At 70.2% G+C, this 25852-nt stretch carries 26 protein-coding genes; 21 read left to right on the top strand and 5 right to left on the bottom strand.

The genetic code is table 11. The annotated features are described in order from the left end of the window. Positions 1 to 66: 66 nt before the first annotated feature. From FFS15_RS06945 to FFS15_RS06900, 10 genes are all read left to right on the top strand, one after another. Positions 67 to 2580 carry a cutinase family protein gene (locus FFS15_RS06945; RefSeq protein WP_137844282.1) on the top strand — a complete coding sequence of 838 codons (2514 nt, stop codon included), beginning with the start codon at positions 67 to 69 and terminating at the stop codon, positions 2578 to 2580. Positions 2581 to 2770: 190 nt separating this feature from the next. Beyond that, positions 2771 to 3217: a 50S ribosomal protein L13 gene (gene rplM, locus FFS15_RS06940; protein WP_137844281.1), complete on the top strand. Its 447-nt coding sequence runs from the start codon at positions 2771 to 2773 to the stop codon at positions 3215 to 3217. 26 nt (positions 3218 to 3243) lie between these two features. Further along, a complete protein-coding gene (gene rpsI, locus FFS15_RS06935) occupies positions 3244 to 3720 on the top strand; it encodes a 30S ribosomal protein S9 (RefSeq protein WP_137844280.1) in 477 nt (158 codons plus the stop codon). Positions 3721 to 3737: 17 nt separating this feature from the next. After that, positions 3738 to 5096 carry a phosphoglucosamine mutase gene (glmM, locus tag FFS15_RS06930; protein ID WP_137844279.1) on the top strand — a complete coding sequence of 453 codons (1359 nt, stop codon included), beginning with the start codon at positions 3738 to 3740 and terminating at the stop codon, positions 5094 to 5096. An 88-nt stretch (positions 5097 to 5184) separates the two neighbouring features. After that, positions 5185 to 6270: a LacI family DNA-binding transcriptional regulator gene (locus FFS15_RS06925; RefSeq protein ID WP_137844278.1), complete on the top strand. Its 1086-nt coding sequence runs from the start codon at positions 5185 to 5187 to the stop codon at positions 6268 to 6270. Between the two features lie 41 nt (positions 6271 to 6311). Then, the gene (locus FFS15_RS06920) at positions 6312 to 7601 is read left to right on the top strand and encodes an extracellular solute-binding protein (RefSeq protein ID WP_137844277.1); all 1290 of its coding nucleotides are present in this window, start codon (positions 6312 to 6314) and stop codon (positions 7599 to 7601) included. Positions 7602 to 7659: 58 nt separating this feature from the next. Then, positions 7660 to 8601: a sugar ABC transporter permease gene (locus FFS15_RS06915; RefSeq protein ID WP_137844276.1), complete on the top strand. Its 942-nt coding sequence runs from the start codon at positions 7660 to 7662 to the stop codon at positions 8599 to 8601. 3 nt (positions 8602 to 8604) lie between these two features. Continuing rightward, positions 8605 to 9489, top strand: a complete 885-nt coding sequence (locus tag FFS15_RS06910; protein WP_137844275.1) for a carbohydrate ABC transporter permease — start codon at positions 8605 to 8607, stop codon at positions 9487 to 9489. Then, positions 9486 to 10445, top strand: a complete 960-nt coding sequence (locus FFS15_RS06905) for a carbohydrate kinase (RefSeq protein ID WP_137844274.1) — start codon at positions 9486 to 9488, stop codon at positions 10443 to 10445. The genes FFS15_RS06910 and FFS15_RS06905 overlap by 4 nt, the downstream gene beginning before the upstream one ends. A gap of 47 nt (positions 10446 to 10492) precedes the next feature. Further along, the gene (locus tag FFS15_RS06900) at positions 10493 to 11476 is read left to right on the top strand and encodes a family 43 glycosylhydrolase (RefSeq protein ID WP_137844273.1); all 984 of its coding nucleotides are present in this window, start codon (positions 10493 to 10495) and stop codon (positions 11474 to 11476) included. Here FFS15_RS06900 and FFS15_RS06895 read toward each other — a convergent pair. Then, positions 11437 to 12381: a Ppx/GppA phosphatase family protein gene (locus FFS15_RS06895; RefSeq protein ID WP_137844272.1), complete on the bottom strand. Its 945-nt coding sequence runs from the start codon at positions 12379 to 12381 to the stop codon at positions 11437 to 11439. The genes FFS15_RS06900 and FFS15_RS06895 overlap by 40 nt on opposite strands. Before the next feature lie 51 nt (positions 12382 to 12432). Here FFS15_RS06895 and coaA point away from each other — a divergent pair, with 51 nt between their 5' ends. The 9 genes from coaA (at position 12433) to FFS15_RS06850 (ending at position 20157) form a co-directional block, all read left to right on the top strand. Next, a complete protein-coding gene (coaA, locus tag FFS15_RS06890; protein WP_137844271.1) occupies positions 12433 to 13386 on the top strand; it encodes a type I pantothenate kinase in 954 nt (317 codons plus the stop codon). Between the two features lie 92 nt (positions 13387 to 13478). Then, positions 13479 to 15329 (top strand): glutamine--fructose-6-phosphate transaminase (isomerizing), encoded by a 1851-nt coding sequence (glmS, locus tag FFS15_RS06885; RefSeq protein WP_137844270.1) that lies wholly within the window; start codon positions 13479 to 13481, stop codon positions 15327 to 15329. An 8-nt stretch (positions 15330 to 15337) separates the two neighbouring features. Continuing rightward, on the top strand, positions 15338 to 15703 hold the full coding sequence (locus tag FFS15_RS06880) for a holo-ACP synthase (protein WP_137844269.1): 366 nt from the start codon (positions 15338 to 15340) through the stop codon (positions 15701 to 15703). Further along, complete coding sequence (alr, locus tag FFS15_RS06875) at positions 15700 to 16824, top strand: alanine racemase (protein ID WP_249353801.1); 1125 nt, start codon at positions 15700 to 15702, stop codon at positions 16822 to 16824. The genes FFS15_RS06880 and alr overlap by 4 nt, the downstream gene beginning before the upstream one ends. Next, positions 16821 to 17324, top strand: a complete 504-nt coding sequence (gene tsaE, locus FFS15_RS06870; RefSeq protein ID WP_137844268.1) for a tRNA (adenosine(37)-N6)-threonylcarbamoyltransferase complex ATPase subunit type 1 TsaE — start codon at positions 16821 to 16823, stop codon at positions 17322 to 17324. The genes alr and tsaE overlap by 4 nt, the downstream gene beginning before the upstream one ends. 40 nt (positions 17325 to 17364) lie before the next feature. Then, the gene (gene tsaB / locus FFS15_RS06865) at positions 17365 to 18024 is read left to right on the top strand and encodes a tRNA (adenosine(37)-N6)-threonylcarbamoyltransferase complex dimerization subunit type 1 TsaB (protein WP_137844267.1); all 660 of its coding nucleotides are present in this window, start codon (positions 17365 to 17367) and stop codon (positions 18022 to 18024) included. After that, entirely contained in the window at positions 18021 to 18542 is a 522-nt protein-coding gene (gene rimI / locus FFS15_RS06860; RefSeq protein ID WP_137844266.1) for a ribosomal protein S18-alanine N-acetyltransferase, read from the top strand. Before tsaB ends, rimI begins: the two co-directional genes overlap by 4 nt. Further along, on the top strand, positions 18539 to 19618 hold the full coding sequence (gene tsaD / locus FFS15_RS06855; RefSeq protein WP_137844265.1) for a tRNA (adenosine(37)-N6)-threonylcarbamoyltransferase complex transferase subunit TsaD: 1080 nt from the start codon (positions 18539 to 18541) through the stop codon (positions 19616 to 19618). Before rimI ends, tsaD begins: the two co-directional genes overlap by 4 nt. Further along, on the top strand, positions 19615 to 20157 hold the full coding sequence (locus tag FFS15_RS06850; RefSeq protein WP_137844264.1) for a hypothetical protein: 543 nt from the start codon (positions 19615 to 19617) through the stop codon (positions 20155 to 20157). The genes tsaD and FFS15_RS06850 overlap by 4 nt, the downstream gene beginning before the upstream one ends. Before the next feature lie 12 nt (positions 20158 to 20169). Here FFS15_RS06850 and FFS15_RS06845 read toward each other — a convergent pair whose 3' ends face one another. Next, positions 20170 to 21366, bottom strand: coding sequence for an SAM-dependent methyltransferase (locus FFS15_RS06845; RefSeq protein WP_137844263.1), 1197 nt, complete (start codon positions 21364 to 21366; stop codon positions 20170 to 20172). Between the two features lie 142 nt (positions 21367 to 21508). Between FFS15_RS06845 and groES the strand changes: the two genes are divergently transcribed. Further along, a complete protein-coding gene (gene groES, locus FFS15_RS06840; protein WP_137844262.1) occupies positions 21509 to 21805 on the top strand; it encodes a co-chaperone GroES in 297 nt (98 codons plus the stop codon). Positions 21806 to 22007: 202 nt separating this feature from the next. Next, the gene (rarD, locus tag FFS15_RS06835; protein WP_249353806.1) at positions 22008 to 22925 is read left to right on the top strand and encodes an EamA family transporter RarD; all 918 of its coding nucleotides are present in this window, start codon (positions 22008 to 22010) and stop codon (positions 22923 to 22925) included. Positions 22926 to 22934: 9 nt separating this feature from the next. Here the strand turns inward: rarD and FFS15_RS06830 are convergent, their stop codons facing one another. From FFS15_RS06830 to FFS15_RS06820, 3 genes are read right to left on the bottom strand one after another with little or no spacing between them, the layout of a single operon-like run. After that, complete coding sequence (locus FFS15_RS06830) at positions 22935 to 23228, bottom strand: metal-sensitive transcriptional regulator (protein WP_137844260.1); 294 nt, start codon at positions 23226 to 23228, stop codon at positions 22935 to 22937. Beyond that, complete coding sequence (locus FFS15_RS06825; RefSeq protein WP_137844259.1) at positions 23225 to 25537, bottom strand: heavy metal translocating P-type ATPase; 2313 nt, start codon at positions 25535 to 25537, stop codon at positions 23225 to 23227. Before FFS15_RS06825 ends, FFS15_RS06830 begins: the two co-directional genes overlap by 4 nt. Then, the gene (locus tag FFS15_RS06820) at positions 25537 to 25749 is read right to left on the bottom strand and encodes a heavy-metal-associated domain-containing protein (RefSeq protein ID WP_137844258.1); all 213 of its coding nucleotides are present in this window, start codon (positions 25747 to 25749) and stop codon (positions 25537 to 25539) included. The genes FFS15_RS06825 and FFS15_RS06820 overlap by 1 nt, the downstream gene beginning before the upstream one ends. Positions 25750 to 25852: the final 103 nt, after the last annotated feature.

The raw sequence follows: 25852 nt of genomic DNA, 5'->3' as shown, positions 1-25852 counted from the left end.
GCGGCCGATGCCGACATACTCGGCACACGGCCGTTCGGGCGGCCGAGGCTTGGGGGCCACTCGCACATGCATGCTCGGAATGTCATACGTTCGGCGATCGCGGGTGCCGCAGCCATCGTCGTCCTCGCGTCGTCGCTGGTGGTCGCAGGCCCGGCATTGGCTGCGGCCGTCGACAACGCCTGCACCGACGTCGAGGCGGTGTTCGCGCGCGGGTCGGGGCAGGGGCTCGGTGCCGGCGAGGCGACGCGGTTCAGCGAACAGCTGGTCTCGCGCATCGCGGCGCCCGTGACCCTCAACTACTACGAGCTGGGCACGGCGTCGGTCGAAGGGCACCAATACCCCGCCGTCCCGGTCGGGACCGGTTCATGGGACTCGGCGACGAACTCATCGGGCGCATTCTTCAGCGGCGGCGGGGCCTTCGAGTACGGCGGCAGCGTCGACAAGGGCGTGGACGAACTCGACGACTACATCGCGGCGCGACTGGCGAAGTGCCCGTCGGCGCTGTTCATCCTGGGCGGATACTCGCAGGGTGCGCAGGTCGTGGGCGAGACCTACGTCGAGCGACTCACCGCGTCCGAGCGCGAGCACGTGGTGTTCGCGATGCACTTCGGCGACCCGAAGCTCTACCTCCCTGAGGGCGAGAGCTTCCTGTGGAACGCTGCTCCGGCCTGCGAGGGGAAGGAGTTCTCCGCGTGGCGTCGCGTCGTTCCCAACTGCGACACCGATGACGGGTCGCTCGGCGCCCGCAAGCCCTACCTGCCGTCGTCGTGGCAGAACGACACCGGGCTGTGGTGCGCCGATCACGACTTCGTCTGCGGATCGTCGAAGGCGGTGTGGGATGCCGACGGCCACGGCACCTACGGGCTCGCCGGCGGCGACATCGACAAGGGCGTGCAGGAGGCGGTGGAGCGCCTGCGCGAGCGGATGCCGGCATCCGAGGACGACCTCGACGCCTCACCGAGCTATCTCCAGTCGGGCACCACGGGTCTGGACGTCGTGTTCCTCATCGACTCGACCGGGTCGATGTCGTGGATGATCAACCAGGCGAAGGCCGTCGCGACGACGCTGTCGTCGTTCGTGGCAGCCAACCGCGGCAGGGTCGCCCTCGTGGAGTACCGCGACGCCGGCGACGAGTTCACCGCCCGCATCCTGACTCCGTTCAGCGAAGACATCGGCCCGTTCGCCACGGCCCTCGACGCGATCTCGGTCGACGGCGGCGGCGACACGCCCGAGGCCCTGCTGCACGCCCTCATGACGGGTTTCAACGGCCTCGACTGGCGTCCGGGAGCGACCAAGGCGGCGGTCGTGCTGACGGATGCCGAGTATCACGATCCCGATCAGGTCGACGGATCGACGCTGCCGATGGTCGCTGCGCGCAGCCTCGAGATCGACCCCGTCAACGTCTATCCGGTGGTGCCGAGCTATCTGGCCGAGTACTACGAGCCGATGGCGGAGGCGACGACGGGCGAAGTGGTCGTGAACGAAGGGGATGCCGCGCAGGCGCTCTCCGACGCACTGACGAAGATCGAGTCCCGCCCGGTGCCGATGCTGGTCCTCAACCGCTACGCGGGCGACGTCGGCTCGACGATCCACTTCGACGCCGGCCCCTCGTACTCGACGACCTCGACGATCGAGCAGTGGGACTGGGACTTCGACGGCGACGGCGTGTACGAGATCATCGACGGCGAGTCCACCGCCGACCACACGTACGACGCCGAATTCGACGGCTTCGTGCAGCTGCGCGTCACCGACGCCGACGGCCTCATCGCCAACTTCTCGGCGCCCGTGCGCATCGGACCGCCGCCGCCGCCCGTCGCGATCCCGGCCGACAGCGTCGGGGTCACCGGAGAGGGTGCCGTCGCGACGGTCTCGTGGGTGGCACCGGTGGACCCGCCGAAGGGCTGGAGCCTGACGGTCGACGGCGTGCACGTCGGTCTCATCGCGCCCGACGCCCGTACCGCCCGCATCGGCGACATCGCGCGCGATGAGACGGTCGAGTTCGGGGTGACTCCCGTCACGGAGGACGACGTGCTCGGACAGACACGTCTCGCCTATCTCGACCCCGACGACGGAACGACAGCGACGCCGTCACCCAGCCCCAGCCCTGACCCGAGCCCCACCCCTGACCCGACGGACACCGGTGCCCCGGTCGACCCCGATCCGGGCGCAGGCCCGTCGCTGCAGCTCTCGGCGACGTCGGTCACCCGTGGCGGATCGCTCACGATCACGGGGTCCGGCTTCGACGCCGGCGACGTGCTCGAGATCTGGATCCGCTCGACGCCCGTGCTGCTCGGATCGTCGACGGCTGACGCCGACGGGTCGTTCACCGCGACGGTCACCATCCCGCTCGCGATCGAGGCGGGTTCGCACACGATCGCGGTCGTGTACGGCGACGCCGAGTCGACGACACCGGTGACCGTCATCGACCCGTCGGCGTCCGCTGCCGGTGGCGAGGAGCTGTCGGGCACGGGCGGAGAGGTGCCGATGGGAGTCGTGATCGGCGGCCTGGCGCTGCTGGCCGGCGGCATCCTTCTGCTCGTCGTTCGCGGGACGCGCCGGGCGCGGAGCAGCCGGGTCTAGGAGCTCGCGCATCGCGCGGGTTTGGTCGCAGCATCCGCATGCCGTAAGCTTGACCTTTGGTGTCCGGCTCAGCTGACCCGGCCCGACGAACGTGAGCCCTCCACTGGCGTGTTCGACCCCCTTCGGGGAGCGAACCACCCCGGAGCGGGATTCACGAACCTCTCCGTTCGATCAAGAAAGCAGCACTACTGTGACGCGCACTTACACCCCCAAGGCTGGCGAAGTCCAGCGCGAGTGGCTGGTCATCGACGCAACCGACGTCGTCCTCGGCCGTCTCGCCTCGCACGCCGCCATCCTCCTCCGTGGCAAGCACAAGGCCACCTTCGCGAACCACGTCGACACCGGCGACTTCGTCATCATCATCAACGCCGACAAGGTGGCGCTGACGGGCCAGAAGCTCGAGAAGAAGAAGGCGTACCGCCACTCGGGCTACCCGGGCGGTCTCTCGTCGGTCACCTACGGCGAGCTCATGGACAAGAACCCGGAGCGCGCCGTCGAGAAGGCAGTGCGCGGCATGCTCCCCAAGAACAGCCTGGGTGCGCAGCAGCTTCGCAAGCTCAAGGTCTACCGCGGCGCTGAGCACCCCCACGGTGCTCAGCTGCCCAAGACGTACACCCTCGACCAGGTCGCCCAGTGAGCGCCGGACAGACTAAGGACACTTTCGTGGCGAACATCGAAGAAGACACCAGCAACTACTCGACCGAGACCCCGGTCGACCAGACCGTCGCCGCCGTCGAGCGCCCCGTTCTCACGGTTCCGGGCGCCGCTGTCGGCCGTCGCAAGCAGGCCATCGCCCGCGTGCGCATCGTTCCCGGCTCGGGCACCATCACGGTCAACGGCCGCACGTTCGAGGACTACTTCCCGAACAAGCTGCACCAGCAGCTCGTGAAGGACCCCTTCACCGTGCTCAACCTCACCGACGCCTACGACGTCATCGCCCGTATCTCGGGTGGTGGCCCCTCGGGCCAGGCCGGCGCGCTGCGTCTCGGCATCGCCCGTTCGCTCAACGGCATCGACGAGGAGAACAACCGCCCGACCCTGAAGAAGGCCGGCTTCCTCTCGCGCGACGCTCGCGTCAAGGAGCGCAAGAAGGCTGGTCTCAAGAAGGCCCGCAAGGCTCCTCAGTACTCGAAGCGCTGATCGGCTCTCCCCTCCGCATGCCGCTCTTCGGCACGGACGGGGTGCGGGGGCTGGCCAACGGCCCCCTCACCGCCGATCTCGCTCTCACCCTGGCCCAGGCGACTGCCGTCGTCCTGGGCCAGGGCCGTACTGCCGAGGCCCGCAAGGCCGCCGGCAAGCGCCTCACCGCCGTCGTCGCCCGCGACCCCCGCGTCTCGGGTGAGTTCCTCTCGGCCGCCGTCGAGGCGGGCCTCGCGTCCTCCGGCGTCGACGTGCTCGATGCGGGCGTTCTGCCGACCCCCGCTGCGGCGTTCCTCATCGCAGACATGGACGCCGACTTCGGCGTCATGGTCTCGGCATCCCACAACCCCGCACCCGACAACGGCATCAAGATCTTCGCCCGCGGCGGGGTGAAGCTCCCCGACGTCGTCGAGGAGCGCATCGAACACGCGATGTCGGGACCGAAGCTGCAGCCCACCGGGGCCGGTGTCGGCCGCATCCGCCGGTTCGCCGACGCCGAGGACCGCTACGTCGTCCACCTGCTCGGCTCGATGCCGCACACCCTCGCCGGGCTCCACGTCGTCCTCGACTGCGCGCACGGCGCGGCATCCGGAGTCTCGCCCGAGACCTTCCGCGACGCCGGCGCCCGCGTGACCGTCATCGGCGCAGACCCCGACGGACTCAACATCAACGACGGCGTGGGCTCGACGCACCTCGACGTGCTCGCGGCCGAGGTCGTGCGCGTGGGCGCAGACGTCGGGATCGCTCACGACGGCGATGCCGACCGCTGTCTCGCCGTGGACGCCACCGGCCGTGTCGTGGACGGCGACCAGATCATGGCGATCCTCGCCGTCTCGATGAAGGAGCGCGGGCACCTGAAGGACGACACGCTCGTCGCGACGGTCATGAGCAACCTGGGCCTGCACCGCGCGATGGCTGCCGCCGGCATCCGGGTCGTGCCGACGGCCGTCGGCGACCGGTACGTGCTCGAGGCGATGAACGAGGGCGGCTACTCGCTCGGCGGCGAGCAGTCGGGTCACGTCATCATGAGCGAGTACGCCACCACCGGCGACGGACTGCTGACAGGCCTGCACCTGGTCGCCGAGATGGCTCGCACGGGGCGCTCGATGGCCGAGCTCGCCTCCGTCATGACCGTCTTCCCACAGGTGCTCATCAACGTCCGCGGTGTGGATCGCACGCGGGCCGCGGCCGACGAGGGTGTGGCGGATGCCGTCGCCGCCGTCGAGGCCGAGCTCGGCGACTCGGGCCGGGTGCTGCTGCGCCCGTCGGGCACCGAGGAGATGGTGCGCGTGATGGTCGAGGCGGCCTCGGAAGCCGATGCCCAGCGCCACGCCGAGGTGCTCGCGGCGGTCGTGCGGGAGCGGCTCGCGCTGTAGCCGAAGAACTGGCACTTGACGCAGCGGATGCGTCGGGGTAATAATCATTCCCGTTAGATAAATCGATTTATCACGAGGATGTGAAGCGGTGGCCCGGGCTCGGATCTCAGATGTCGCACAGGCGGCAGGCGTGTCGGTGACGACTGTCTCGCTCGTCATGAACGACGTCGAGTCCCGCATCTCGGAAGAGACCCGCCGCCGGGTGCGAGAGGCGGCACGCGCCGTCGGCTACGCCCCGAGCTCGGTCGCGCGGGGGCTCCGCACGCAGCAGACGCGCACCGTCGGCCTCATCTCCGACCAGATCGCCACGACCCCGTTCGCCGGCGACATGCTCGCCGGCGCGCAGGACGCCGCGCGTGAGAACGGCCACCTCGTCTTCCTCATCGACACGGGCGGCGACAGTACGATCGAGGCAGACGCGATCCGCGCGCTCACCGCCCAGCAGGTCGACGCGCTCATCTACGCGTGCATGTGGCACCAGGTGGTCCCGGCACCGAGCGGACTCCCCGCCGGGGCGGTCTTCCTCGACTGCCGGCCCGAGGGCGGGGGCTTCCGCTCCGTCGTTCCCGACGACCGCGCCGGCGGTGTGGCGGCCGTGCGCGAACTGGTCGCCGCGGGGCATCGTCGCATCGCCTACATCGACACCGACGACAACCCCATCGCGTCCACGCTGCGCCACGAAGGCTATCTCGAAGTGCTCTCCGAGGCAGGCATTCCTGCCGATCCCGCGCTCCACGTGCACGGCGAGACGACCGCTCGCGGCGGTCGCGCCGCTTACGAGCGGCTGCTCGACCTCCCTGAGGAGCAGCGTCCCACCGCCGTCTTCTGCTTCAACGACCGCATGGCCGTCGGCGTGTACATCGCCGCGCACCGGCGTGGTCTCGACATCCCGCGCGACCTCTCGATCGTCGGCTTCGACGACCAGGCGCTGATCGCCGCGGAACAGGATCCCCCCCTCACCACCATCGCGCTGCCCCATTACGACATGGGCCGCTGGGCGATGGAGGTCGCGCTCGGCGTCCGCGCAGAGGGGGATGAGGACGCCACGCACCTGATGGAGTGTCCCGTCATCCGACGAGACTCCGTAGGCCCGCCGCCGGCGCAAGTCGCCAAACCGAACCGGCGACGGGCTTCACTCACAGAACGACTGCCAGAGGCAGTCGCCGATCAGTGACCGACGCGGGCGTCGATCACCAAGAGAAGGAAACCACAATTATGCGCAGAACGACGCCGATCTTCGTATCGGTCGGGCTGGTGGGGGCGCTCGCGCTCACCGGATGCGGGCAGGCAGGTCAGGGTGACACCACGACCGAGGACGGCCGCACGCAGCTGACCATGTGGACCCATTCCGCCGGAAACCCGGCCGAACTCGAGGTCTACGAACGCATCATCTCCGATTTCAACGGCTCACAGGACGACTACGAGGTCGTGCACGAGTCCTTCCCCCAGGGCGCTTACAACGACGCGATCGTCGCGGCTGCGGCATCCGGCGATCTGCCGTGTCTTCTCGACCTCGACGGCCCGATCATGCCGAACTGGGCATGGGCGGGCTATCTGCAGCCCCTCGGGCTGCCGACCGAGCTCACCGACTCGCTGCTGCCGACCGCCGTCGGCGTGTGGGAGGACGAGATCTACTCGGCGGGCTACTGGGACGCCGCGCTCGCCATTTTCGCGCGTCAGTCGGTGCTCGAGGCCAACGGCATCCGCATCCCGACGATGGAGGAGCCGTGGGATGCCGCGGAGTTCGACGCGGCGCTTTCGACCCTCAAGGATGCGGGATACGAGACGCCCATCGACATCGGCGCCGAAGACACCGGTGAGTGGTGGCCGTACGCGTACTCGCCGTTCCTGCAGAGCTTCGGCGGCGATCTCATCGACCGGTCGACCATGCTCACCGCCGACGGCGCGCTCAACGGACCCGAGGCGGTCGCGTGGGGCGAATGGTTCGCCGGTCTCTTCGCCGACGGCTACGCCGACAACAGCGGCACAGTCGGGAACCAGGAGTTCGTCGACGACGAGGTGGCGCTCAGCTACACGGGTGTCTGGAACGCCGTAACGGCGCTCGACGCGGTAGGCGACGACCTGCTCATCCTGCCCCCGCCGGACCTCGGCACGGGACCTGCGATCGGCGGCGGCTCGTGGCAGTGGGGCATCTCGTCGGAGTGCAATGACGCAGACGGCGCCCGCGCGTACCTCGAGTTCAGCTTCCAGGACGAGTACATCACCGAGTTCGCCGACAAGCAGGTCGTGATCCCCGCCACCGAGGCGGCCGCGCAGGCATCGGAGTACTTCGGCGACGACGGCGCGCTGCGCCCGTTCGTGGAGTTCTCGCAGGAGTACGCCGTGTTGCGTCCCGAGACGCCCGCCTACGCCGTCATCTCGGCCACGTTCGAGACCGCCGCGAAGGACATCATGAGCGGCGCAGACGTGCAGGAGACGCTCGATCGCGCCGTGTCGGACATCGACGCGAACATCGCCTCGAACGACGGCTACGGCTTCCAGTGATCCACCGCGCCGGCGGGGGCCTCGTGCCCCCGCCGGCGCATCCTCAGAGAGATCTGCCATGACTGTCACTCCACCGACGGTCGCCGCCGAAGAACCTCGGCGCGCGCTCCGACGCTTCCGCTCCATCAAGGGCCGCGAGACATGGGCCGGCCTCGGAATGATCGCCCCCGCCGGCATCCTCCTGGTCCTCTTCCTCATCGTTCCCGTGATCCTCGCCTTCACGCTGTCTTTCACGAACGCGCGGCTCATCTCCCCCAACCCCCCGCGCTTCGTCGGGCTCGACAACTTCATGCGCGCGTTCACCGCCGATCCGCTGTTCGTGCAGTCCGTCGGGAACACCGCCCTGTTCGCGCTGGTGGTCGTGCCGGTGCAGGCGGCCCTCGGCCTGCTGCTGGCCGTGCTCGTCAACCGACGCATGCGCGGTGTCACCGCCTTCCGGGTGATCTTCTTCATCCCGGTCGTCACCTCGATCGTCGTCGTGTCGATCCTGTGGAAGTTCATGTACCAGCAGGACGGACTGATCAACGCGATGATCGACGCCCTCACGTTCGGGCTGTGGTCGGGCGCCGACTGGCTGAACGATCCGCGGACGGCGCTCGGCGCGATCATCTTCATGTCGATCTGGCAAGCCGTCGGCTTCCACATGATCATCTGGCTCTCGGGGCTGCAGACCATTCCGGAGGAGCTCTACGAAGCGGCCCGGATGGACGGCGCCAGTCCGTGGCGGCAGTTCACGAACGTCACCTGGCCGGGCCTGCGCCCGACGATGGTGTTCGTGCTCGTCACGATCACGATCGCGGCCCTCGGCCTGTTCGTGCAGGTCGACGTGATGACCCAGGGCGGCCCGCAGGGCTCGACATCAACCATCGTCTTCCACGCCGTGCGCAAGGGTTACGAGCAGCAGGAGATCGGCTACGCCGCCGCAATCTCGCTCATCTTCTTCGTCGCCGTGCTGATCATCGCGCTCATCCAGCGACGGCTGACGCGAGAGAAGGACTGACCCATGAGTGAGAAATCGCACCGGCTGCGGGGCAAGATCCTCGTGTACGTCGCGATGTCGCTGTTCGGCATCCTGTTCCTCTTCCCGCTCGTGTTCATGTTCGTCTCGAGCCTCAAGCCCGACGCGCAGATCCTGCAGGACGTCGATTCGGTGAACGCGTTCCTGCCCGTCGGCGACATCAGCCTCGACAACTACTTCGGCGTCTTCGACCGGGTTCCCGTCGCGCAGTTCCTCTTCAACTCCGTGCTCGTCACGGTGCTGACCGTCGGGTTCGGGCTGATCGTCAACTCGATGGCGGGCTTCGCCCTGTCGCGGCTCGAGTGGAAGGGCCGCTTCGTGGTCCTCGCCGTGGTGATCGCCACGCTGATCGTGCCCTTCGAGACGATCGCGGTGCCGATGGTCTACTGGGTCGCGCAGCTGCCGACCCTCGTCATCGAAGGCGGGATGGTCAAGTACGACTTCGGCTGGCTGAACACGTATGAGGTGCAGATCGTGCCGTTCATCGCGAACGCGTTCTCGATCTTCCTGTTCGCGCAGTACTTCTCGACGATCCCGAAGTCCCTCGACGAGGCGGCACGGATCGACGGCGCGAGCTGGTTCGGGATCTACCGTCGCATCCTCGTGCCGCTGTCGGGGCCGGCGTTCGCGACGGTCGCGATCCTGACATTCCTCCCCGCGTGGAATCAGTACCTGTGGCCGCTCATGGTCGTTCAGAAGGAGGAGCTGAGGCCGGTCATGGTGGGCATGCAGTACTTCTTCCAGCTGAACACGGCATGGGGCGAGGTCATGGCCTACACGTCGCTCATCACGCTCCCCGTGCTGATCGTGTTCCTGATCTTCCAGCGCGCGTTCGTCAGCAGCATCGCCGCGAGCGGGGTGAAGGGATGACGGCGACGGATGCCGCGCGCATCGTCGTGGTCGGAGAGGCCCTCGTCGACATCGTCTACCGCCCGTCGGGCGTCGGAGACGAGGCTCCGGGCGGCAGCCCCGCCAACGTCGCCCTGACGCTCGGGCGCCTCGGCCGCACGCCCCGGCTCGTGACGTGCTTGGGCGACGACGACCGCGGACGCCGCGTGCGCCGGTGGCTCGAAGAGTCGGGCGTCGCCGTGACCGCGATCAGCGCGCGGCGCACGGCGACGGCGGCGGCGCACCTCGATGAGACGGGAGCCGCGCGGTACGCGTTCGATCTGCAGTGGGATCTCGGCGGACAGGGCGCGTCCGCTGCCGGCCACGCGGATGTCGTGCACACCGGCTCGGTCGCGGCGGTGCTCGAGCCCGGTGCTTCCGAGGTCGCGGTGCTCGTGCGAGCGGCACGAAGCCGCGCGATCATCACCTACGACCCCAACATCCGGCCCGCACTCGTCGACGACCCGGTCGCCGTACGCGCCCGAGTCGACGAACTCGTCGGGCTGGCCGACGTCGTCAAGGCGAGCGACGAGGACCTCCGCTGGCTGCACCCCGGCCGCAACCTCGAAGAGGTGGCGCAGGAGTGGCAGCAACGGGGAGCGGCGATCGTCGTGGTCACGCTCGGCGCGGCGGGAGCGCTCGCCGTGACCGATGACGGCATCGTCCGCGTACCGGCTGTGCCTGCAGCCGTGGTGGACACGGTCGGCGCGGGCGATACCTTCATGGGCACTCTCCTCGACGGGCTCGTCGCTCTCGGCGGGAGCGCTGCAGCCCTGCGGGCGCCGGGAGGCGGCATCCGCCTCGACGATCTCGAGACCATCCTGAGGCGCTGCGCGCTCGCCGCGTCGATCACCGTGTCGCGCCCCGGCGCCGACCCGCCGCGGGCGGCCGAACTCGACCTCCGAGGCGCCGCTTCCGGCGCCGTGCACACCCACTGACTCCACCGGCTGCGGGCGACCGCGCCGACGATACGAAGGATCACACTGTGTTCGACCTCCCCGATTCCTGGGTATGGGACTTCTGGTTCGCCGACGACGGCGAGCGCTACCACCTGTACTTCCTCTACGCCTCGCGCGCCCTGCACGACCCCGAGGCCCGCCACTATCGCGCGTCGATCGGCCACGCGGTCTCGACCGACCTCGTCGAATGGACGCAGGTCGCCGACGCGCTCGTGCGCAGCGATGCGCCGGCCTTCGACGACCTCGCGACGTGGACGGGATCGGTGGTGCGGCATCCCGACGGCACATGGTTCCTCTTCTACACCGGGTCGTCACTCGCGGCAGCGGGCAAGAACGTCCAGCGCATCGGATACGCGACATCGCACGACGGCGAGACCTGGACGAAGACCGGCGAACCGGTCCTCGCCGCAGCCGCGCCCTGGTACGAGACGCTCGACAGCGGAGCCTGGCACGATGAGGCCTTCCGGGATCCGTGGGTCTTCGCCGACCCGGGCGGTGACGGCTGGCACATGCTCATCACAGCCCGCGCGCCGCTCGGCCCCGTCGCCGGCCGCGGGGTCATCGGCCACGCGTGGTCGGCGGATCTGCGCACGTGGGAGCTTCGCGAGCCGCTCAGCGCCCCGAGCGTCGACGGCTTCGGTCAGCTGGAGGTGACCCAGGTCGAGGTGATCGACGGCCGCCCCGTGCTGATCTTCTCGTGCACGGCAGAGCACGCCACGCCATCGCGCCACGGGATGGGAGGCGGAACGTGGGCCGTGCCCGCCGAGTCGCTCCTCGGTCCGTTCGACGTGGATGCCGCATACCCCCTCACCGACGAGAGCCTCTACGTCGGGCGGCTGCTGCGTCGCCGCAGCGACGGCCAGTGGCTGCTCTTCGCCTTTCGCAACCGCGGCGACGACGGCAGGTTCGTCGGCGGCGTGACCGATCCGATGCCCGTCGGCTGGGAGGGCGACCGGCTCGTCGTGCAGGCTCAGGCGCTGGGCGCGCTCCATGAGAGCGACTCGATGTAGCGCAGCAGCACGCCTTCGCGGAGTGCCCAGGGCGACACTTCGAGCTCGTCGACGTCGAGCGCGCGCATCGCCTCGTGCAGCACGACGGCGCCCGCGACGATCTGGAACGTCCGGTCGGGCGTGATGCCCGGCAGCTCTTGGCGAGCGGATGCGGGGATGCGCGCGAGCCGCGGAATCCATGAGCTGAGCGAAGCGCGGGGGAGCAGCATCCGCTCGATCCCCGACCAGCCCGGGACGGGATAGCCGACGAGCTTGGCCAGGGAGCGGATCGCCTTCGAGGAGCCGACGACGTGATCGGGGCGGGGGAGTGCGCCGAACGTGCCGACGAGCGGTGCGAGCGTCGCGCGGGCGTGATCGCGCAGCCGCTCGACGGCCTCTTCGCCCGGTGGATCGTCGGGGAGGAACTCGATCGTCATGCGCCCGGCGCCCAGGGGTACGGATGCCGCGGCGTCCGGCAGCTCGTCACCGCCGGCGGCGATCTCGAGCGAGCCGCCGCCGATGTCGAAGAGCAGGATCTGACCCGCGGCCCACCCGAACCAGCGCCGCACGGCGAGGAACGTGTAGCGCGCCTCGGTCTCGCCGCCGAGCACCTGGAGCGGCTGACCCAGCGCCGCCTCGATGCGGGCGATCACGTCGGCGCCGTTGGCGGCCTCGCGGACGGCGCTCGTCGCCGTCGCGAGCAGCTCGTCGACACGCTCGGCCGACGCGACGCGCCGCGCCTCGGCGACCGCGTTCACGAGCGCCGTGACGCCCTCTTCGGTGATCGCCCCGTCGGGTGTGAGGTAGCGCATGAGGCGCAGCACCGTGCGCTTGCTCGTCGTCGCGTGCGGACGGCCGCCCGGACGCACGTCGGCGACGAGCAGATGGACGGTGTTCGAGCCGATGTCGAGGACTCCGAGGCGCACGGGCCTACAGTAGCGGGTCGGCACCAGGGGGCAGCCGATACGATGAGCGGGATGTCCGCTGACGACGCGACCACGGTGACCCCCGCGCTCTCGCTGTACCGCGAGATCGACCGCGGCGAGTGGTCGCGCCTGGCGGCGGGCGTCACTCAGCCGCTGTCCGAGACCGAGATCGTGCAGCTTCGCGGACTCGGCGACCGGCTCGACATGGCCGAGGTCACGCAGGTGTATCTGCCGCTGTCGCGGCTGCTGTCGCTGTATGCCGAGAGGACGAAGAGTCTCGGGGCCGACACCTCGTCGTTCCTGACCGAGCCCGACAGCACGACCCCGTTCGTCGTGGGCGTCGCCGGATCCGTCGCCGTCGGCAAGTCGACGATCGCGCGCCTCCTGCGCGAACTCATGAGCCGCTGGCCCGGAACGCCGCGGGTCGAACTCGTCACGACCGACGGATTCCTCTACTCCAACGCCGAGCTCGAGCGGCGTGGTCTCATGGATCGCAAGGGATTCCCGGAGTCGTACGACCGCCGGGCGTTGGTGAACTTCCTCACTGCGGTCAAGAGCGGGTCGGCCGAGGCGCGCGCGCCGTTCTACTCGCACATGCGCTACGACATCGTGCCCGACGCGCACATCACCGTGCGCCGGCCGGACGTCGTGATCGTCGAGGGGCTGAACGTCCTCCAGCCGCCGCCGACGCCGAACGATGTCGCGGTGAGCGACCTGTTCGACTTCTCCATCTATGTGGATGCCGACACCTCCCACATCGCGCAGTGGTTCGTGAACCGGTTCCTGGCGTTGAAGAACGGCGCCTTCGCGAACCCGAACTCGTTCTTCAACGTGTTCGCGCACCTGTCGGACGACGAGGCCGCGGAGACGGCGCTCGGCTACTGGAACGCGATCAACCTGCCGAATCTCGAAGAGAACGTGCTTCCGACCAAGCACCGCGCCACGCTGGTGCTGCAGAAGGCGGTCGATCACACCGTCGAGCGGGTGCTGCTGCGCAAGCTGTAGGGGCGGCGCCGGCATCCGCGAATCACCTGCTGAGCAGGCGAAATCGTATTCGTACAGACTCCTTGCATACCGGCGCGCCTACCATGGAACCCATGTGTGGAATCGTCGGATACGTGGGCCCTCGGCCGAGCCAGGCCATCCTCATCGCGGGTCTCTCGCGCCTCGAGTACCGGGGCTACGACTCCGCAGGCATCGCCGTGCTCGACGCCGACGGAGACCTCGGCATGCGCAAGCGCGCCGGCAAGCTCAAGGTGCTGCGCGACGACCTCGCCGCACACCCCCTCGCCGACGGCACGACCGGCATCGGCCACACGCGCTGGGCGACCCACGGTGGCCCTACAGACGGCAACGCGCACCCGCACCTCGCCGACGACGACAAGCTCGCCGTCATCCACAACGGCATCATCGAGAACTTCTCCGAGCTCAAGGCCGAGCTCGTCAGCGAGGGCTACACGTTTCTCAGCGAAACCGACACCGAGGTCGCTGCGGTCCTCCTCGGCCGCGAGTACCGAGCGACCGGCGACCTGACTGCGGCATTCCGCGCCGTCGTCTCGCGCCTCGAAGGCGCCTTCACGCTCCTCGCGATGCACCAGGACCACCCGGGCCTCGTCGTCGGCGCGCGTCGCAACTCGCCGCTGGTGATCGGGCTCGGCGAGGGCGAGAACTTCCTCGGGTCGGATGTCGCGGCGTTCGTCGAGCACACGCGCCACGCGCTCGCCATCGGCCAGGACCAGATCGTCGCGATCACTCCCGCCGGTGTCGAGGTCACCGACTTCGCCGGCAGCCCCGTCGAGGTCGAGCCGTTCGAGGTCACGTGGGACGCCTCTGCCGCAGACAAGGGCGGCTGGTCGTCGTTCATGGCGAAGGAGATCTCGGAGGAGCCCGAAGCCGTCGCCAACACGCTGCGCGGCCGCCTCCACGAAGGCACCGTCGTCATCCCCGAACTCGACGGCATGGACGAACTGTTCGCCGGCATCTCGCGCATCATCATCATCGCGTGCGGCACGGCCGCGTACGCCGGCCAGGTCGGCAAGTATGCCATCGAGCAGTGGTCGCGTGTGCCGGTCGAGGTCGAACTCGCCCACGAGTTCCGCTACCGCGACCCCGTGATCGGCCCCGACACGCTCGTCGTCTCGATCAGCCAGTCGGGCGAGACCATGGACACCCTCATGGCCGTCAAGTACGCGCGCGAGGCGGGGGCCAAGACCCTGTCGATCTGCAACACGCAGGGCGCGACCATCCCGCGCGAGTCCGACGCGATCGTCTACACGCACGCCGGGCCTGAGGTCGCGGTCGCCTCTACGAAGGCGTTCGTCGCTCAGATCACCGCGCTGTACCTCTTCGGTCTGCACCTCGGCCGTGTGCGCGGCACGCTATCGCCCGCCACCTCGGCCGCGTACGTCCGCGAACTCGAAGCCGTCCCGGGCAAGATCTCGCAGATCCTCGAGCGCGAGCAGCCGCGCATCGAGCAGTTCGCCCACTGGATGGCCGACACCCGCTCGGTGCTGTTCCTCGGCCGCCATGTCGGCTACCCGATCGCACTCGAGGGTGCGCTCAAGCTCAAGGAGCTCGCCTACATCCATGCCGAGGGCTTCGCCGCCGGCGAGCTCAAGCACGGTCCGATCGCGCTCATCGAGCCGGGTCAGCCCGTCTTCGTCATCGTCCCGTCGCCGCGCCAGTCGGCCGAGATGCACAAGAAGGTGATCTCCAGCATCGAGGAGATCCGCGCCCGCGGCGCACGCGTCATCGCGATCGCCGAAGAAGGCGACGCCGCGGTGCTGCCCAAGGCCGACGAGGTGCTGCGCATCCCGCTCGCAGGCCCCTTCTTCGAGCCGCTGCTCGCCGTCGTGCCGCTCCACATCTTCGCGATGGGTCTCGCCACGGCCAAGGGCCTCGACGTCGACCAGCCGCGCAACCTCGCCAAGTCCGTCACGGTCGAGTAGCCGCGGCCATGATCGTCGGCATCGGCGTCGACCTCGTCGACATCGCGCGATTCGAACGGACGCTGGAGCGCACCCCGCGCCTGCTCGAGCGGCTGTTCTCACCGACCGAGCGTGAGCTCAAGCCGCGCTCGCTCGCCGCGCGCTACGCCGCCAAGGAAGCGCTCATCAAGGCGCTCGGCGGTTCCGACGGCGTGCACTGGACCGAGATCGAGATCACGCCCGAGCCGTCGGGCCGGCCGTGGTTCACGCTCAGCGGATCGACGGCCGACGCCGTCGCAGGCCGCGGCATCACCACCGTGCACCTCTCGATGTCGCACGATGCCGGCTTCGCCACCGCGTACGTCGTCGCCGAAGGACCGGGGGAGCCCACGTGAGCCGCCTGCCCGCCGGCGTGATGCGCGAGGCGACGATCGACGTCGGTGCGATCGAGGACAACGTGCGGCACCTCCGCCGCCTCACCGAGTCCGAGGTGATCGCCGTCGTCAAGGCGGACGGATACGGTCACGGAGCGGTGCGCTCGGCGGTCGCAGCCCTCGCGGGCGGTGCGACGCGCCTGGGCGTCGCAGACATCGGCGAAGCCCTCGCGCTTCGCCGCGCCGGGATCGACGCCCCGATCGTCGCGTGGCTGCACGCTCCCCACGCCTCGTTCGACGAAGCCGCCGCGCACGGGATCGAGCTCGGTCTCTCGAGCCTCGACCAGCTGCAGCGTGCGGCCGGCGCGGCATCGGCCGATCGCCTCGTCGTCGTCCACCTGAAGCTCGAGACCGGGCTCTCGCGCAACGGCATCGCGCCCGCCGACTACCGCCTCGTCTTCGCCGAGGCCGCGCGCCTCGAGCGTATCGGGCGCCTCCGCGTCGTCGCCCTCTTCAGCCACCTCTCCAACGCCTCGGCCGACGACGATCGTGCCGCGCTCGCCGCGTTCCACGAGGGCGTCGCCGTTGCGGCATCCGTGGGTCTCGTCCCGCCGCTGCGCCACATCGCCGCCACCCACGCCGCCATCGCCCTTCCCGAGGCGCGCCTCGGCTGTGTGCGGCTCGGCATCGGGATCTACGGCCTCTCGCCGTTCGCCGACCGCACGTCGGCCGACCTCGGGCTCCGCCCGGCGATGACGCTCCGCGGCGCGGTCGCCGCGGTGCGACGCGTGCCTGCCGGCCAGGGCGTGTCGTACGGGTACGACCACCGCACCGAGGGCGAGACCACGCTCGCGCTGGTGCCGCTCGGCTACGCCGACGGCGTGCCGCGCCAGGCGTCCGGTGCGGGTCCGGTCGTGATCGGCGGCAAGCGCTTCTCGGTGGCCGGACGCATCGCGATGGATCAGATCGTGGTCGACGTCGGCGACCACCCCGTCGCGGTCGGCGACGAGGCCGTGCTCTTCGGCGACCCCACCCTCGGGGCGCCCAGCGCGGACGAGTGGGCGACGGCCGCCGGAACGATCAACTACGAGATCGTCACGCGGATCGGACCCCGGGTGGCTCGGCGTCAGGTCGCCGAGTGACCGGGCTCGACCCGCTCGTCGGGATGCGCGCGATCGCCACCCCGCAAGACATGGAGGCGCTCGGCACGGAGATCGGACGGATGCTGCGCGCCGGCGACCTCGTGGTGCTCACGGGTCCGCTCGGCGCCGGCAAGACCACCCTGACGCGGGGGATCGGCGCGGGCCTCGGCGTGCGCGGACCCGTTCAGAGCCCGACGTTCGTGCTCGCCCGCACGCACCCGTCGCTCGTCGGCGGGGCGCCGCTCGTGCACGTCGACGCGTACCGCCTGGGCTCGGCTGTCGAACTCGAAGACCTCGACCTGGATGTCGACCGCTCTGTCGTGATCGTCGAGTGGGGCCGCGACATGGTCGACGGACTCCGCGACGCGTGGTGGGAGATCGAGCTCGACCGGCAGAGCGGCGGCCGCGGCGCCGACACGATGTGCGGCGATCTCTCGCGCGCGACCGCGGCGCTCGACGACGACGCTCCGCGCACGGTGACGATCAGCCGCCGTCCGTGACGAGCGGTGATGATCGGTTGGTCGCAACTACCCTAGAGGTGTGATCCTCGGTATCGACACCTCTCTCGGCACCACGGTCGCCGTGGTCGAATCCGACGGCGTCGTGCGGTCACAGCTCGAGAGTGCGGATCCCCGGGGGCATGCCGAGGTGATCGGCTCGCTCATCTCACGCGCGCTCGCCGAGGCATCGATCACCCCCGACGCGATCACCCACGTCGCCGCAGGAATGGGTCCCGGACCCTTCACGGGACTCCGGGTCGGCATCGCCGCCGCTCGCGCATTCGCGCTCGGCCGCGGCATCCCGGTGATCCCCGTCGTGAGCCACGACGCCGTGGCCCTTGAGCGGATGCTGCACGACGCGCTCACCGGCGGCTTCGACGACGCCGCAGACGGTCCGCTCGCGGTGGTCACCGACGCGCGCCGGCGCGAGTTCGCGTACACGGTGTACCAGGGCATCGATGACGACGGGCTGCCGGTGCGTGTGGCGGAGCCCGCGCTGTCGCTGCGCGATGACCTTGACGCTCTGCTCGCGGCGCGCGGCATCGAGCGGGTGGATGCCGAGCGCATCCCGGCCGCGATGCTCGCGCTCGCCGCAGCCCGCGCGCTCGCCGCCGGGCGCGAGATCGCGACAGAAGAGGCGCTGTATCTGCGCTCGCCCGACGTGACGCTCTCCTCCGGTCCGAAGCGGGTGACGCAGTGACGACCCGCCCGGCCACCGCCTCCGACCTCGACGCGATCATGGCGCTCGAGCGGGCGTCGTTCCCCACGGACGCGTGGTCCGACGCGATGATGCGCGAAGAGCTCGCCTCGCCGCACGGCTGGTACGTCGTCGTCGAAGAGGGCGGCCACCTCGTCGGCTATGCGGGCCTGCGGGCCGTTCGCGGGGCGACGGATGCCGACATCCAGACGATCACGATCGGAGGCGGCTCTCGGGGCCGCGGTCGCGGTCGCGCGCTGCTGCGGACGCTCCTGGGCGAAGCGGCGCGTCGCGGCATCCGTGACGTGTTCCTCGAGGTGCGCGCCGACAATCCGGTCGCGCAGGGCCTCTATGTCTCCGAGGGCTTCGTCGAACTCGCGCGGCGGCCGAACTACTACCAGCCCGACGGGGTCGACGCGATCGTCATGCGACTCGATCTCGCCGGGTGGGCAGCTCGCCCCGGGGCGGGCACGCTGACCGCGGCTGACGCCGCCCGTGACGACGCCGGAGCATGCACATGAACCGCACCGAGCCCCTGGTGCTCGGCATCGAGACCAGCTGCGACGAGACCGGCATCGGGATCGTCCGCGGGCGCACGCTGCTGTCGAACACGATCGCGAGCTCGATGGACGAGCACGCCCGGTACGGAGGCGTCGTGCCCGAGGTCGCCGCCCGCGCCCACCTCGAGGCGCTCGAGCCGACGATCCGTGCGGCACTCGCGGAGGCATCCGTCACGCTCGCCGACATCGACGCCGTCGCCGTCACGAGCGGGCCGGGGCTCGCGGGCGCGCTCATGGTCGGCGTCGGCGCCGCGAAGGCGCTCGCCGTATCGCTGGGGCGGCCCCTGTACGCCGTCAACCATCTCGTCGGGCACATCGCCGCCGACATCCTCGACGCCGACGCACCTGCACTCGAGTACCCGACCGTCGCGCTGCTCGTCAGCGGCGGGCACACCTCGCTCCTGCTCGTCCGCGACCTCACGACAGATGTCGAGATGCTCGGCGAGACGATGGACGACGCCGCCGGCGAAGCGTTCGACAAGGTGGCGCGGCTGCTCGGCCTGCCGTACCCCGGCGGCCCGCAGATCGACCGGGTGGCGGCATCCGGCGATCCGAACGCCATCCCGTTCCCCCGTGGCCTCTCCCGCGCGAGTGACATGGCCACCCACCGCTACGACTTCTCGTTCTCGGGGCTGAAGACCGCCGTCGCCCGCTGGGTCGAGCAGCGCGCGGCCGCGGGCGAGCCGGTGCCGGTCGCAGACGTCGCCGCGAGCTTCCGCGAGGCGGTGGTCGACGTGCTCGTGACCAAGGCGCTCGCCGCGTGCCGCGACCACGACGTGCCCCGGCTGCTCCTCGGCGGCGGCGTCATCGCGAACCGCCGCCTGCGCGAGGTCGCGCTCGAGCGTGCGGAAGCCGCCGGTGTCACGGTCCGCATCCCGCCGTTGTCGCTGTGCACCGACAACGGTGCGATGATCGCGGCCCTCGCCGCGGAGCTCATCATGTCGGGACGACCGCCGTCGACACTGGCGTTCGGCGCCGACTCGACACTGCCGGTGACCGAGATCCAGGTCGCCGAGGACGCCGAGGCGGTCGCGTGAGCGACCCGCGCGCGGGGGAGCGCGGCATCGACGACGGCGAACGGATGCCGGCCACCCACGTGCCGGCGGCTCCCGACGCACCCGTGCCCGCTCCCCCGGAAGCGGTCGTCGAGCCCCCGTCGCCGGACGTCACGCTCGCGTCCGAGGCATCCCCGCTCCCCGGTGTCCATCGCGGCGGATTCCTGCGCCTGCCCACGGCACCCATCGCGATCACGACGCAGATCGCTCCCGCCGAGCCGGGAACCGCCGACGACCAGGCACCGGTGCTGGAGTGGTACGTGCCCGAGCCCGCCGTGCCGCACCGGGGGCTCGCCGCCTGGGCGCTGGTGTTCGCGATCCTGGGGCTTGTCGTCGCATTCTTCGTCGGCTGGGGTTTCCCCATCGGCCTCGTCGCGATCGTCTCGGCGATCCTGGCGCTGCGCCGCCCGCTCGAGAGCCGCGGGGTCGCGGTGTGGGCGCTGTGCCTGGGCGCGCTGTCGGTGCTCTACAGCGCGGGATGGCTGCTGTTCGCGGCGGGCCAGGCGAGCCTGTTCGGCTGACCGGCACTCAGATCAGGCTGCCGCGACGCGGTCGGCCAGGATCGCCACCCGCGCCGACCCGATGCGGGTGAGCAGGAGCGTCGCAGCCTCGTCGCCGCTCAGCTTCAGCTTCGTCCGCAGCGCGGCGGGATCGACGTCGACGCCGCGCTTCTTGATCTCGAGGCGACCGATGCCGCGGGCGCGCAGCGCCTTCGACAGCGCCTTGACGTCGGCCGGCAGGGTCTCGCGCACCCGGAACGAGGACACGAACGGGCTCGTGAGTGCGGCATCCGAGGTGAGGTACGCGATGCGCTCGTCGAGCATGCCGGCCGAAAGCGACCGCGCTACGTCTCCGATGAGCCGTGCCCGGATGACCGCGCCATCGGGTTCGTGCACGAAGGCGCCGAGGGCGCGGGCGGGCTCGTCCTCGGCATCCGCCTCGGCCGTGATCTCATTCGCCGTGTCGCCGCGCATCACGAGTGCCGCGCGGCGGACGCCAGGCCGGGCCGTTGCGCCCGACCACAGGACGAGTTCGAGCGTGGATCCGTCGGCGCTCACCCACTGCGCCTCGACGTCGTCGGGGATCGCGTCGCGATCGAGTCCCGGGCCGAGCTTGACGCCCGTGGGGAGCTGCGATGCCAAGCCGAACACCCAGTCGAGCGAGGGCGACCAGTCGTCGGGGCGTGTGCGCGAGGTCTCGCCGTGGCCGGCCGTGCGACGGGCGGGATCGAGCCATGCGGCGTCGACGGCGGAGAGGTCGGCGGTCTCGGCCGTGCCGTGGCCGACCGTCACGGCATCGCCGAACGGCGCGAGGTTGTATGCGGCGATGGCGGCGGTGACCTCGTCGGCGTCGACGGCTGCGACCTCGAGGCCGATGCCCGCCATTCCGAGGGCATCGCCGCCGATGCCGCACCCGAGGTCGGCGACGCGCGTGAGCCCGGCATCCCGGAACCGGGCCGCGTGCCGGGCAGCGATCGCGAGGCGCGTGGCCTGCTCGAGACCGGCGCGGGTGAACAGCATCCGCTCGGCGAACTCGCCGAACTTGACGCGACCCTTCGCACGCAGCCGCGCCTGCGTGACCACGGCGGTGACGAGGTCGGGGGAGTGCCCCTGCTTGCGCAGCCGCGTGATCGTGCGGGCGACATCGACCGCGGAATCCATCGGGCCCGTCGCATCGAGCAGGCGCAGGCCCTCGGGCGTGAGCAGCGCGGTCAGCTCGGACATCTCCACCGGCCCAGCCTACGGGGACGCCACGGAGCGTCATCGACTGGCACTCACGTTGCGTGAGTGCCAGCGCTTGCCTACACTTGCCGTTAGCACTCTCAGTGTGCGGGTGCTAATGACTTCAGGCTCAAGAAAGAAGAGGTAGACCGTGTCGGTTTCCATCAAGCCGCTCGAGGACCGCATCGTCATCAAGCAGGTCGAGGCCGAGCAGACCACGTCCAGCGGTCTGGTCATCCCCGACACCGCCAAGGAGAAGCCCCAGGAGGGCGAGGTCGTGGCCGTGGGTCCGGGTCGCATCGACGACAACGGCAACCGCGTCCCGCTCGACGTCTCCGTCGGCGACCGTGTTCTCTACAGCAAGTACGGCGGCACCGAGGTCAAGTTCGGCGGTGACGAGTTCCTCGTCCTGTCGGCTCGCGACGTGCTCGCAGTCGTCGTTCGCTGAGTCCAGCGACATGAACGCCCGAGAGGGCCGGATGCCTCGGCATCCGGCCCTCTCGTCGTTTCGCCGGAGGTCATTGCCGCCGTCCTAGGCTGGAGGGATGAGCAGAGACCCGTCAGCCCCCTCCGGTCAGGGTCCTGCCCACATCGAGATCGACGATCTCGCCGAGTCGGCGGCGGCGACCGGCGGCATCCCCGTCTCCGAGATGGCACGAGCGGCAGACGGCCAGCGCCAGCAGCGTCTCGGCGGGGTCTACGCCTTCGCGGCGTACCTGCTGTGGGGATTCCTGCCCCTGTACTTCGTGCTGCTGCGGCCGACCGGGCCTTTCGAGATCGTCGCGTGGCGGATCGTGCTGTCGCTCGCCTTCTGCGCGCTGCTCCTCGCCGTCACGCGATCGTGGTCGAGGCTCGCGGCGATCTTCCGGCAGCCGCGAGTGCTGTGGCTCACGGTGCTCGCCGGAGCGCTGATCTACGTCAACTGGCAGGTCTTCATCATCGGCGCGCTCACCGGGCACGTGATCGAGACCAGCCTCGGCTACTTCATCAACCCCATCGCGACGGTGCTGCTCGCCGTCCTCGTGCTGCGGGAGCGCCTGCGACCGACCCAGTGGGTCGCGATCGGGTTCGCTGCGGCAGCGGTGCTGGTCATCATCGTCGGCTACGGCTCGTTCCCCTGGATCGCGCTCACGCTCGCGGCCTCCTTCAGCCTCTACGGCCTCGTGAAGAAGCGGGTCGGCCCCTCGGTCGACGCGGTGAGCGGTCTCACGCTCGAGTCCCTCTGGCTCATGCCCGTCGCGGGGGTGCTGTTCGCCGTCGTCGCCTCGACGACCGGCCTCACGATGGGGGCCGCCGGGTGGGAGCACGCGGTGCTCCTGAGTCTCGCCGGCGTCATCACCGCGGTGCCTCTGCTGCTGTTCGCCGCCGGTGCGCGCCGAGCGACTCTCACGCTCGTGGGTCTGCTGCAGTTCGTCGCGCCGATCCTGCAGTTCATCATCGGTGCGTGGCTGCTCGGCGAGCCGATGCCGCTCGAGCGCTGGATCGGCTTCGGGCTGGTCTGGATCGCGCTCATCGTGCTGACCGCCGACTCGCTCATCCATGCGGGCCGCCGCCGTGCGCGCGGCTAGCGCGCGACGCTAGCGCACGAGGCGTGCGATCGCCTGGGACGCCTCGGTGATCTTCGCGTCGGCCTCGTCGCCGCCGAGTCGCGCCGCGTCGACGACGCAGTGGCGGAGGTGATCCTCGAGCAGACCCACCGCGACGGCTTCAAGCGCACTCGTGAGCGCACTGATCTGCGTGAGGATGTCGATGCAGTACTTCTCGTCGTCGACCATCTTGTGGATGCCGCGCGCCTGCCCCTCGATGCGCTTGAGGCGGTTGAGGTACTTGTCCTTGTCGGTGATGTAGCCGTGGTGGCTGTGGTCGGTCATGCGGACTCCTTCGGGGTGAGGCTCCGGAATCGGCGCAGCCGCAGGCTGTTGCCGACCACGAACAGGCTCGACAGCGCCATCGCGGCGCCGGCGATCATGGGGTTGAGCAGCCCGAGGGCCGCGAGCGGGATCGCAGCGACGTTGTACGCGAAGGCCCAGAACAGGTTCACGCGGATCGTGCCGAGCGTGGCCCGCGACAGCCGGATCGCATCGGCGGCGCTGCGGAGGTCTCCGCGCACGAGGGTGATGTCGGACGCCTCGATGGCGGCATCCGTCCCCGTTCCCATCGCGATGCCGAGGTCGGCCTGTGCGAGGGCGGCCGCGTCGTTGACACCGTCGCCCACCATGGCGACGACGCGACCTTCGGCCTGCAGTGCCTTCACGGCGTCGACCTTCTCGTGCGGCAGCACCTCGGCCGTCACGCGGTCGATGCCGACCTCGGCGGCCACGGCGGCCGCGACAGCCGCGTTGTCGCCCGTGAGCAGCACCGGCTCGAGGCCGAGGGAGCGCAGCTGCGCGACGGCCTCACGGCTGGTGGGCTTGATCTGGTCGGCGACCACGAGCACGCCGCGCACGGCGCCGTCCCACGCGACGACGACGGCTGTGCGGCCCGACTGCTCGGCCGCGGCCTTCGCCTCGGCGAGGTGAAGCGGCAGCGTCAGCGCCCAGTCGGCGAGGATCGCACCGGTGCCGACGACGACGGCGTGACCGTCGACGATGCCCGAGACCCCGAGTCCGGCGTGGCTCTGGAACGACTCTGCGTCCGGCAGCGCCCCCGTCTCGGCCTCGGCGGCCTGCGCGACGGCGCGCGCGATCGGGTGCTCCGACGCGTGCTCGAGGGCTCCCGCGAGCCGCAGCAGCTCGGCGCGCGCGGCGGGATTCGCCGGAACATCGGTCACGACGTCGACGAGCGCCATGTGGCCGGTCGTCACCGTGCCGGTCTTGTCGAGGACGACGGTGTCGACGGCGCGCGTCGATTCCAGCGCCTCGGGGCCTTTGATGAGGATGCCGAGGCGCGCGCCTCGGCCCGTTCCGACGAGCAGTGCGATGGGGGTCGCGAGGCCCAGCGCGCACGGGCACGCGATGATGAGCACGGCCACGGCGGCGGTGAAGCCCGCAGCGACCGGGTAACCGAGCGCGATCCACGCGACGAGGGTGGCGACGGCGATCACCAGCACGATCGGCACGAAGACGCCCGCGATCCGGTCGGCCAGGCGCTGCGCGGCGGCCTTGCCCGACTGCGCCTCGTCGACGAGGCGAGCCATCTGCGCGAGCTGGGTGTCGGCTCCGACCCGCGTCGCACGCACCACCAGCGCGCCCGACGTGCTGACCGTGGCGCCGACGACCGGGTCGCCAGCCTCGACGTCGACGGGCACCGATTCGCCGGTGACCATCGAGGCGTCGATGGCCGACGCCCCCGAGATGACGACTCCGTCGGTCGCGATCTTCTCGCCCGGCCGCACGACGAACTCTTCGCCGACGCGGAGGTCGGCGATCGGCACCCGGGTCTCGACGAGTGCGCCGTCCGCTCCGGGACGCCGCACCGCGACATCCTTCGCGCCGATCTCCATCAAGGCCCGCAGCGCGGCACCCGCGCGCCGCTTGGAGCGCACCTCGACGTAGCGCCCAGCCAGGACGAACATCGTCACGCCGGCGGCGACCTCGAGATAGATGTTCCCGGCGCCGTCGCTCGGCTGCACGACCCATTCGAACTCGTGGGTCATGCCCGGCATGCCGGCGTGCCCGAAGAAGAGCGCGTACAGCGACCACAGGAACGCCGCCGAGACACCGAGCGAGATCAGCGTGTCCATCGTGGCCGCGCCGTGACGCAGGTTGATCCACGCAGCGCGGTGGAAGGGCCACGCGCCCCACACCACGACCGGGGCGGCAAGGGCGAGCGAGGCCCACTGCCAGTACTCGAACTGCAGGGCGGGGATCATCGACAGGAGGATCACAGGGACGGCGAGGATGACCGACCCGATCAGTCGCCGGCGCAGCGCCTCGAGCTCGCCATCCCCGAGATCGTGGTCATGCTCTCCCCGCGAGCCGTGGTTCTCCATCGGCTCGGGCGGTGCGGGCAGGGCCGCCGTGTACCCGGTCTTCTCGACCTCGGCGATGAGGTCGTGCGGGTCGAGGTGGGCGGGCGCGGTCACCACCGCCTTCTCGGTCGCGAAGTTGACGGATGCCGTCACCCCGTCCATCCGGTTGAGCTTCTTCTCGACGCGGACGGCGCACGAGGCGCACGTCATCCCGCCGATGGCGAGCTCGACGCGGGCGGTGGGCGCAGCATCCGTCTGGGTGGCGCTCATCACGCGCGCACAGCCGTGTAGCCCGCCTCATCGACGGCGGCGAGGACGTCGGCGTCGTCGATCACTGCGGCGGAGGAGATGACGAGGGTGCCGGACTTCGCGCTCACGTCGATGCCGTCGACGCCAGGGATCTTCGCGATCTCGGCGCGCACGGAGGCTTCGCAGTGTCCACAGCTCATGCCGGTCACCTGGTATTCGAACTTCTCGGTCATCGATCTGTCGCTTTCATGTCGAGTGGATACCCCACAGGGGTACCGACGACAACTTTATACCTGCCAGGGGTATTCCCGCTCGGCCGCGCGTATCGCGCCGCCG

It is taken from the genome of Microbacterium sp. 2FI, from assembly GCF_005502885.1.
Lineage (GTDB): Bacteria > Actinomycetota > Actinomycetes > Actinomycetales > Microbacteriaceae > Microbacterium.
This window is presented reverse-complemented; position numbering and strand designations above follow the sequence as displayed.

What these genes read in the sequence shown, in the direction of transcription:
- FFS15_RS06945 (WP_137844282.1), top strand. Translation starts at nt 67, where the DNA reads ATGCATGCTCGGAATGTCATACGTTCGGCGATCGCGGGTGCCGCAGCC.
- glmM (WP_137844279.1), top strand. Translation starts at nt 3,738, where the DNA reads ATGCCGCTCTTCGGCACGGACGGGGTGCGGGGGCTGGCCAACGGCCCC.
- FFS15_RS06920 (WP_137844277.1), top strand. Translation starts at nt 6,312, where the DNA reads ATGCGCAGAACGACGCCGATCTTCGTATCGGTCGGGCTGGTGGGGGCG.
- FFS15_RS06915 (WP_137844276.1), top strand. Translation starts at nt 7,660, where the DNA reads ATGACTGTCACTCCACCGACGGTCGCCGCCGAAGAACCTCGGCGCGCG.
- FFS15_RS06910 (WP_137844275.1), top strand. Translation starts at nt 8,605, where the DNA reads ATGAGTGAGAAATCGCACCGGCTGCGGGGCAAGATCCTCGTGTACGTC.
- FFS15_RS06905 (WP_137844274.1), top strand. Translation starts at nt 9,486, where the DNA reads ATGACGGCGACGGATGCCGCGCGCATCGTCGTGGTCGGAGAGGCCCTC.
- coaA (WP_137844271.1), top strand. Translation starts at nt 12,433, where the DNA reads ATGTCCGCTGACGACGCGACCACGGTGACCCCCGCGCTCTCGCTGTAC.
- glmS (WP_137844270.1), top strand. Translation starts at nt 13,479, where the DNA reads ATGTGTGGAATCGTCGGATACGTGGGCCCTCGGCCGAGCCAGGCCATC.
- FFS15_RS06880 (WP_137844269.1), top strand. Translation starts at nt 15,338, where the DNA reads ATGATCGTCGGCATCGGCGTCGACCTCGTCGACATCGCGCGATTCGAA.
- tsaD (WP_137844265.1), top strand. Translation starts at nt 18,539, where the DNA reads ATGAACCGCACCGAGCCCCTGGTGCTCGGCATCGAGACCAGCTGCGAC.
- rarD (WP_249353806.1), top strand. Translation starts at nt 22,008, where the DNA reads ATGGCACGAGCGGCAGACGGCCAGCGCCAGCAGCGTCTCGGCGGGGTC.
- FFS15_RS06830 (WP_137844260.1), bottom strand. Translation starts at nt 23,228, where the DNA reads ATGACCGACCACAGCCACCACGGCTACATCACCGACAAGGACAAGTAC.
- FFS15_RS06825 (WP_137844259.1), bottom strand. Translation starts at nt 25,537, where the DNA reads ATGAGCGCCACCCAGACGGATGCTGCGCCCACCGCCCGCGTCGAGCTC.
- FFS15_RS06820 (WP_137844258.1), bottom strand. Translation starts at nt 25,749, where the DNA reads ATGACCGAGAAGTTCGAATACCAGGTGACCGGCATGAGCTGTGGACAC.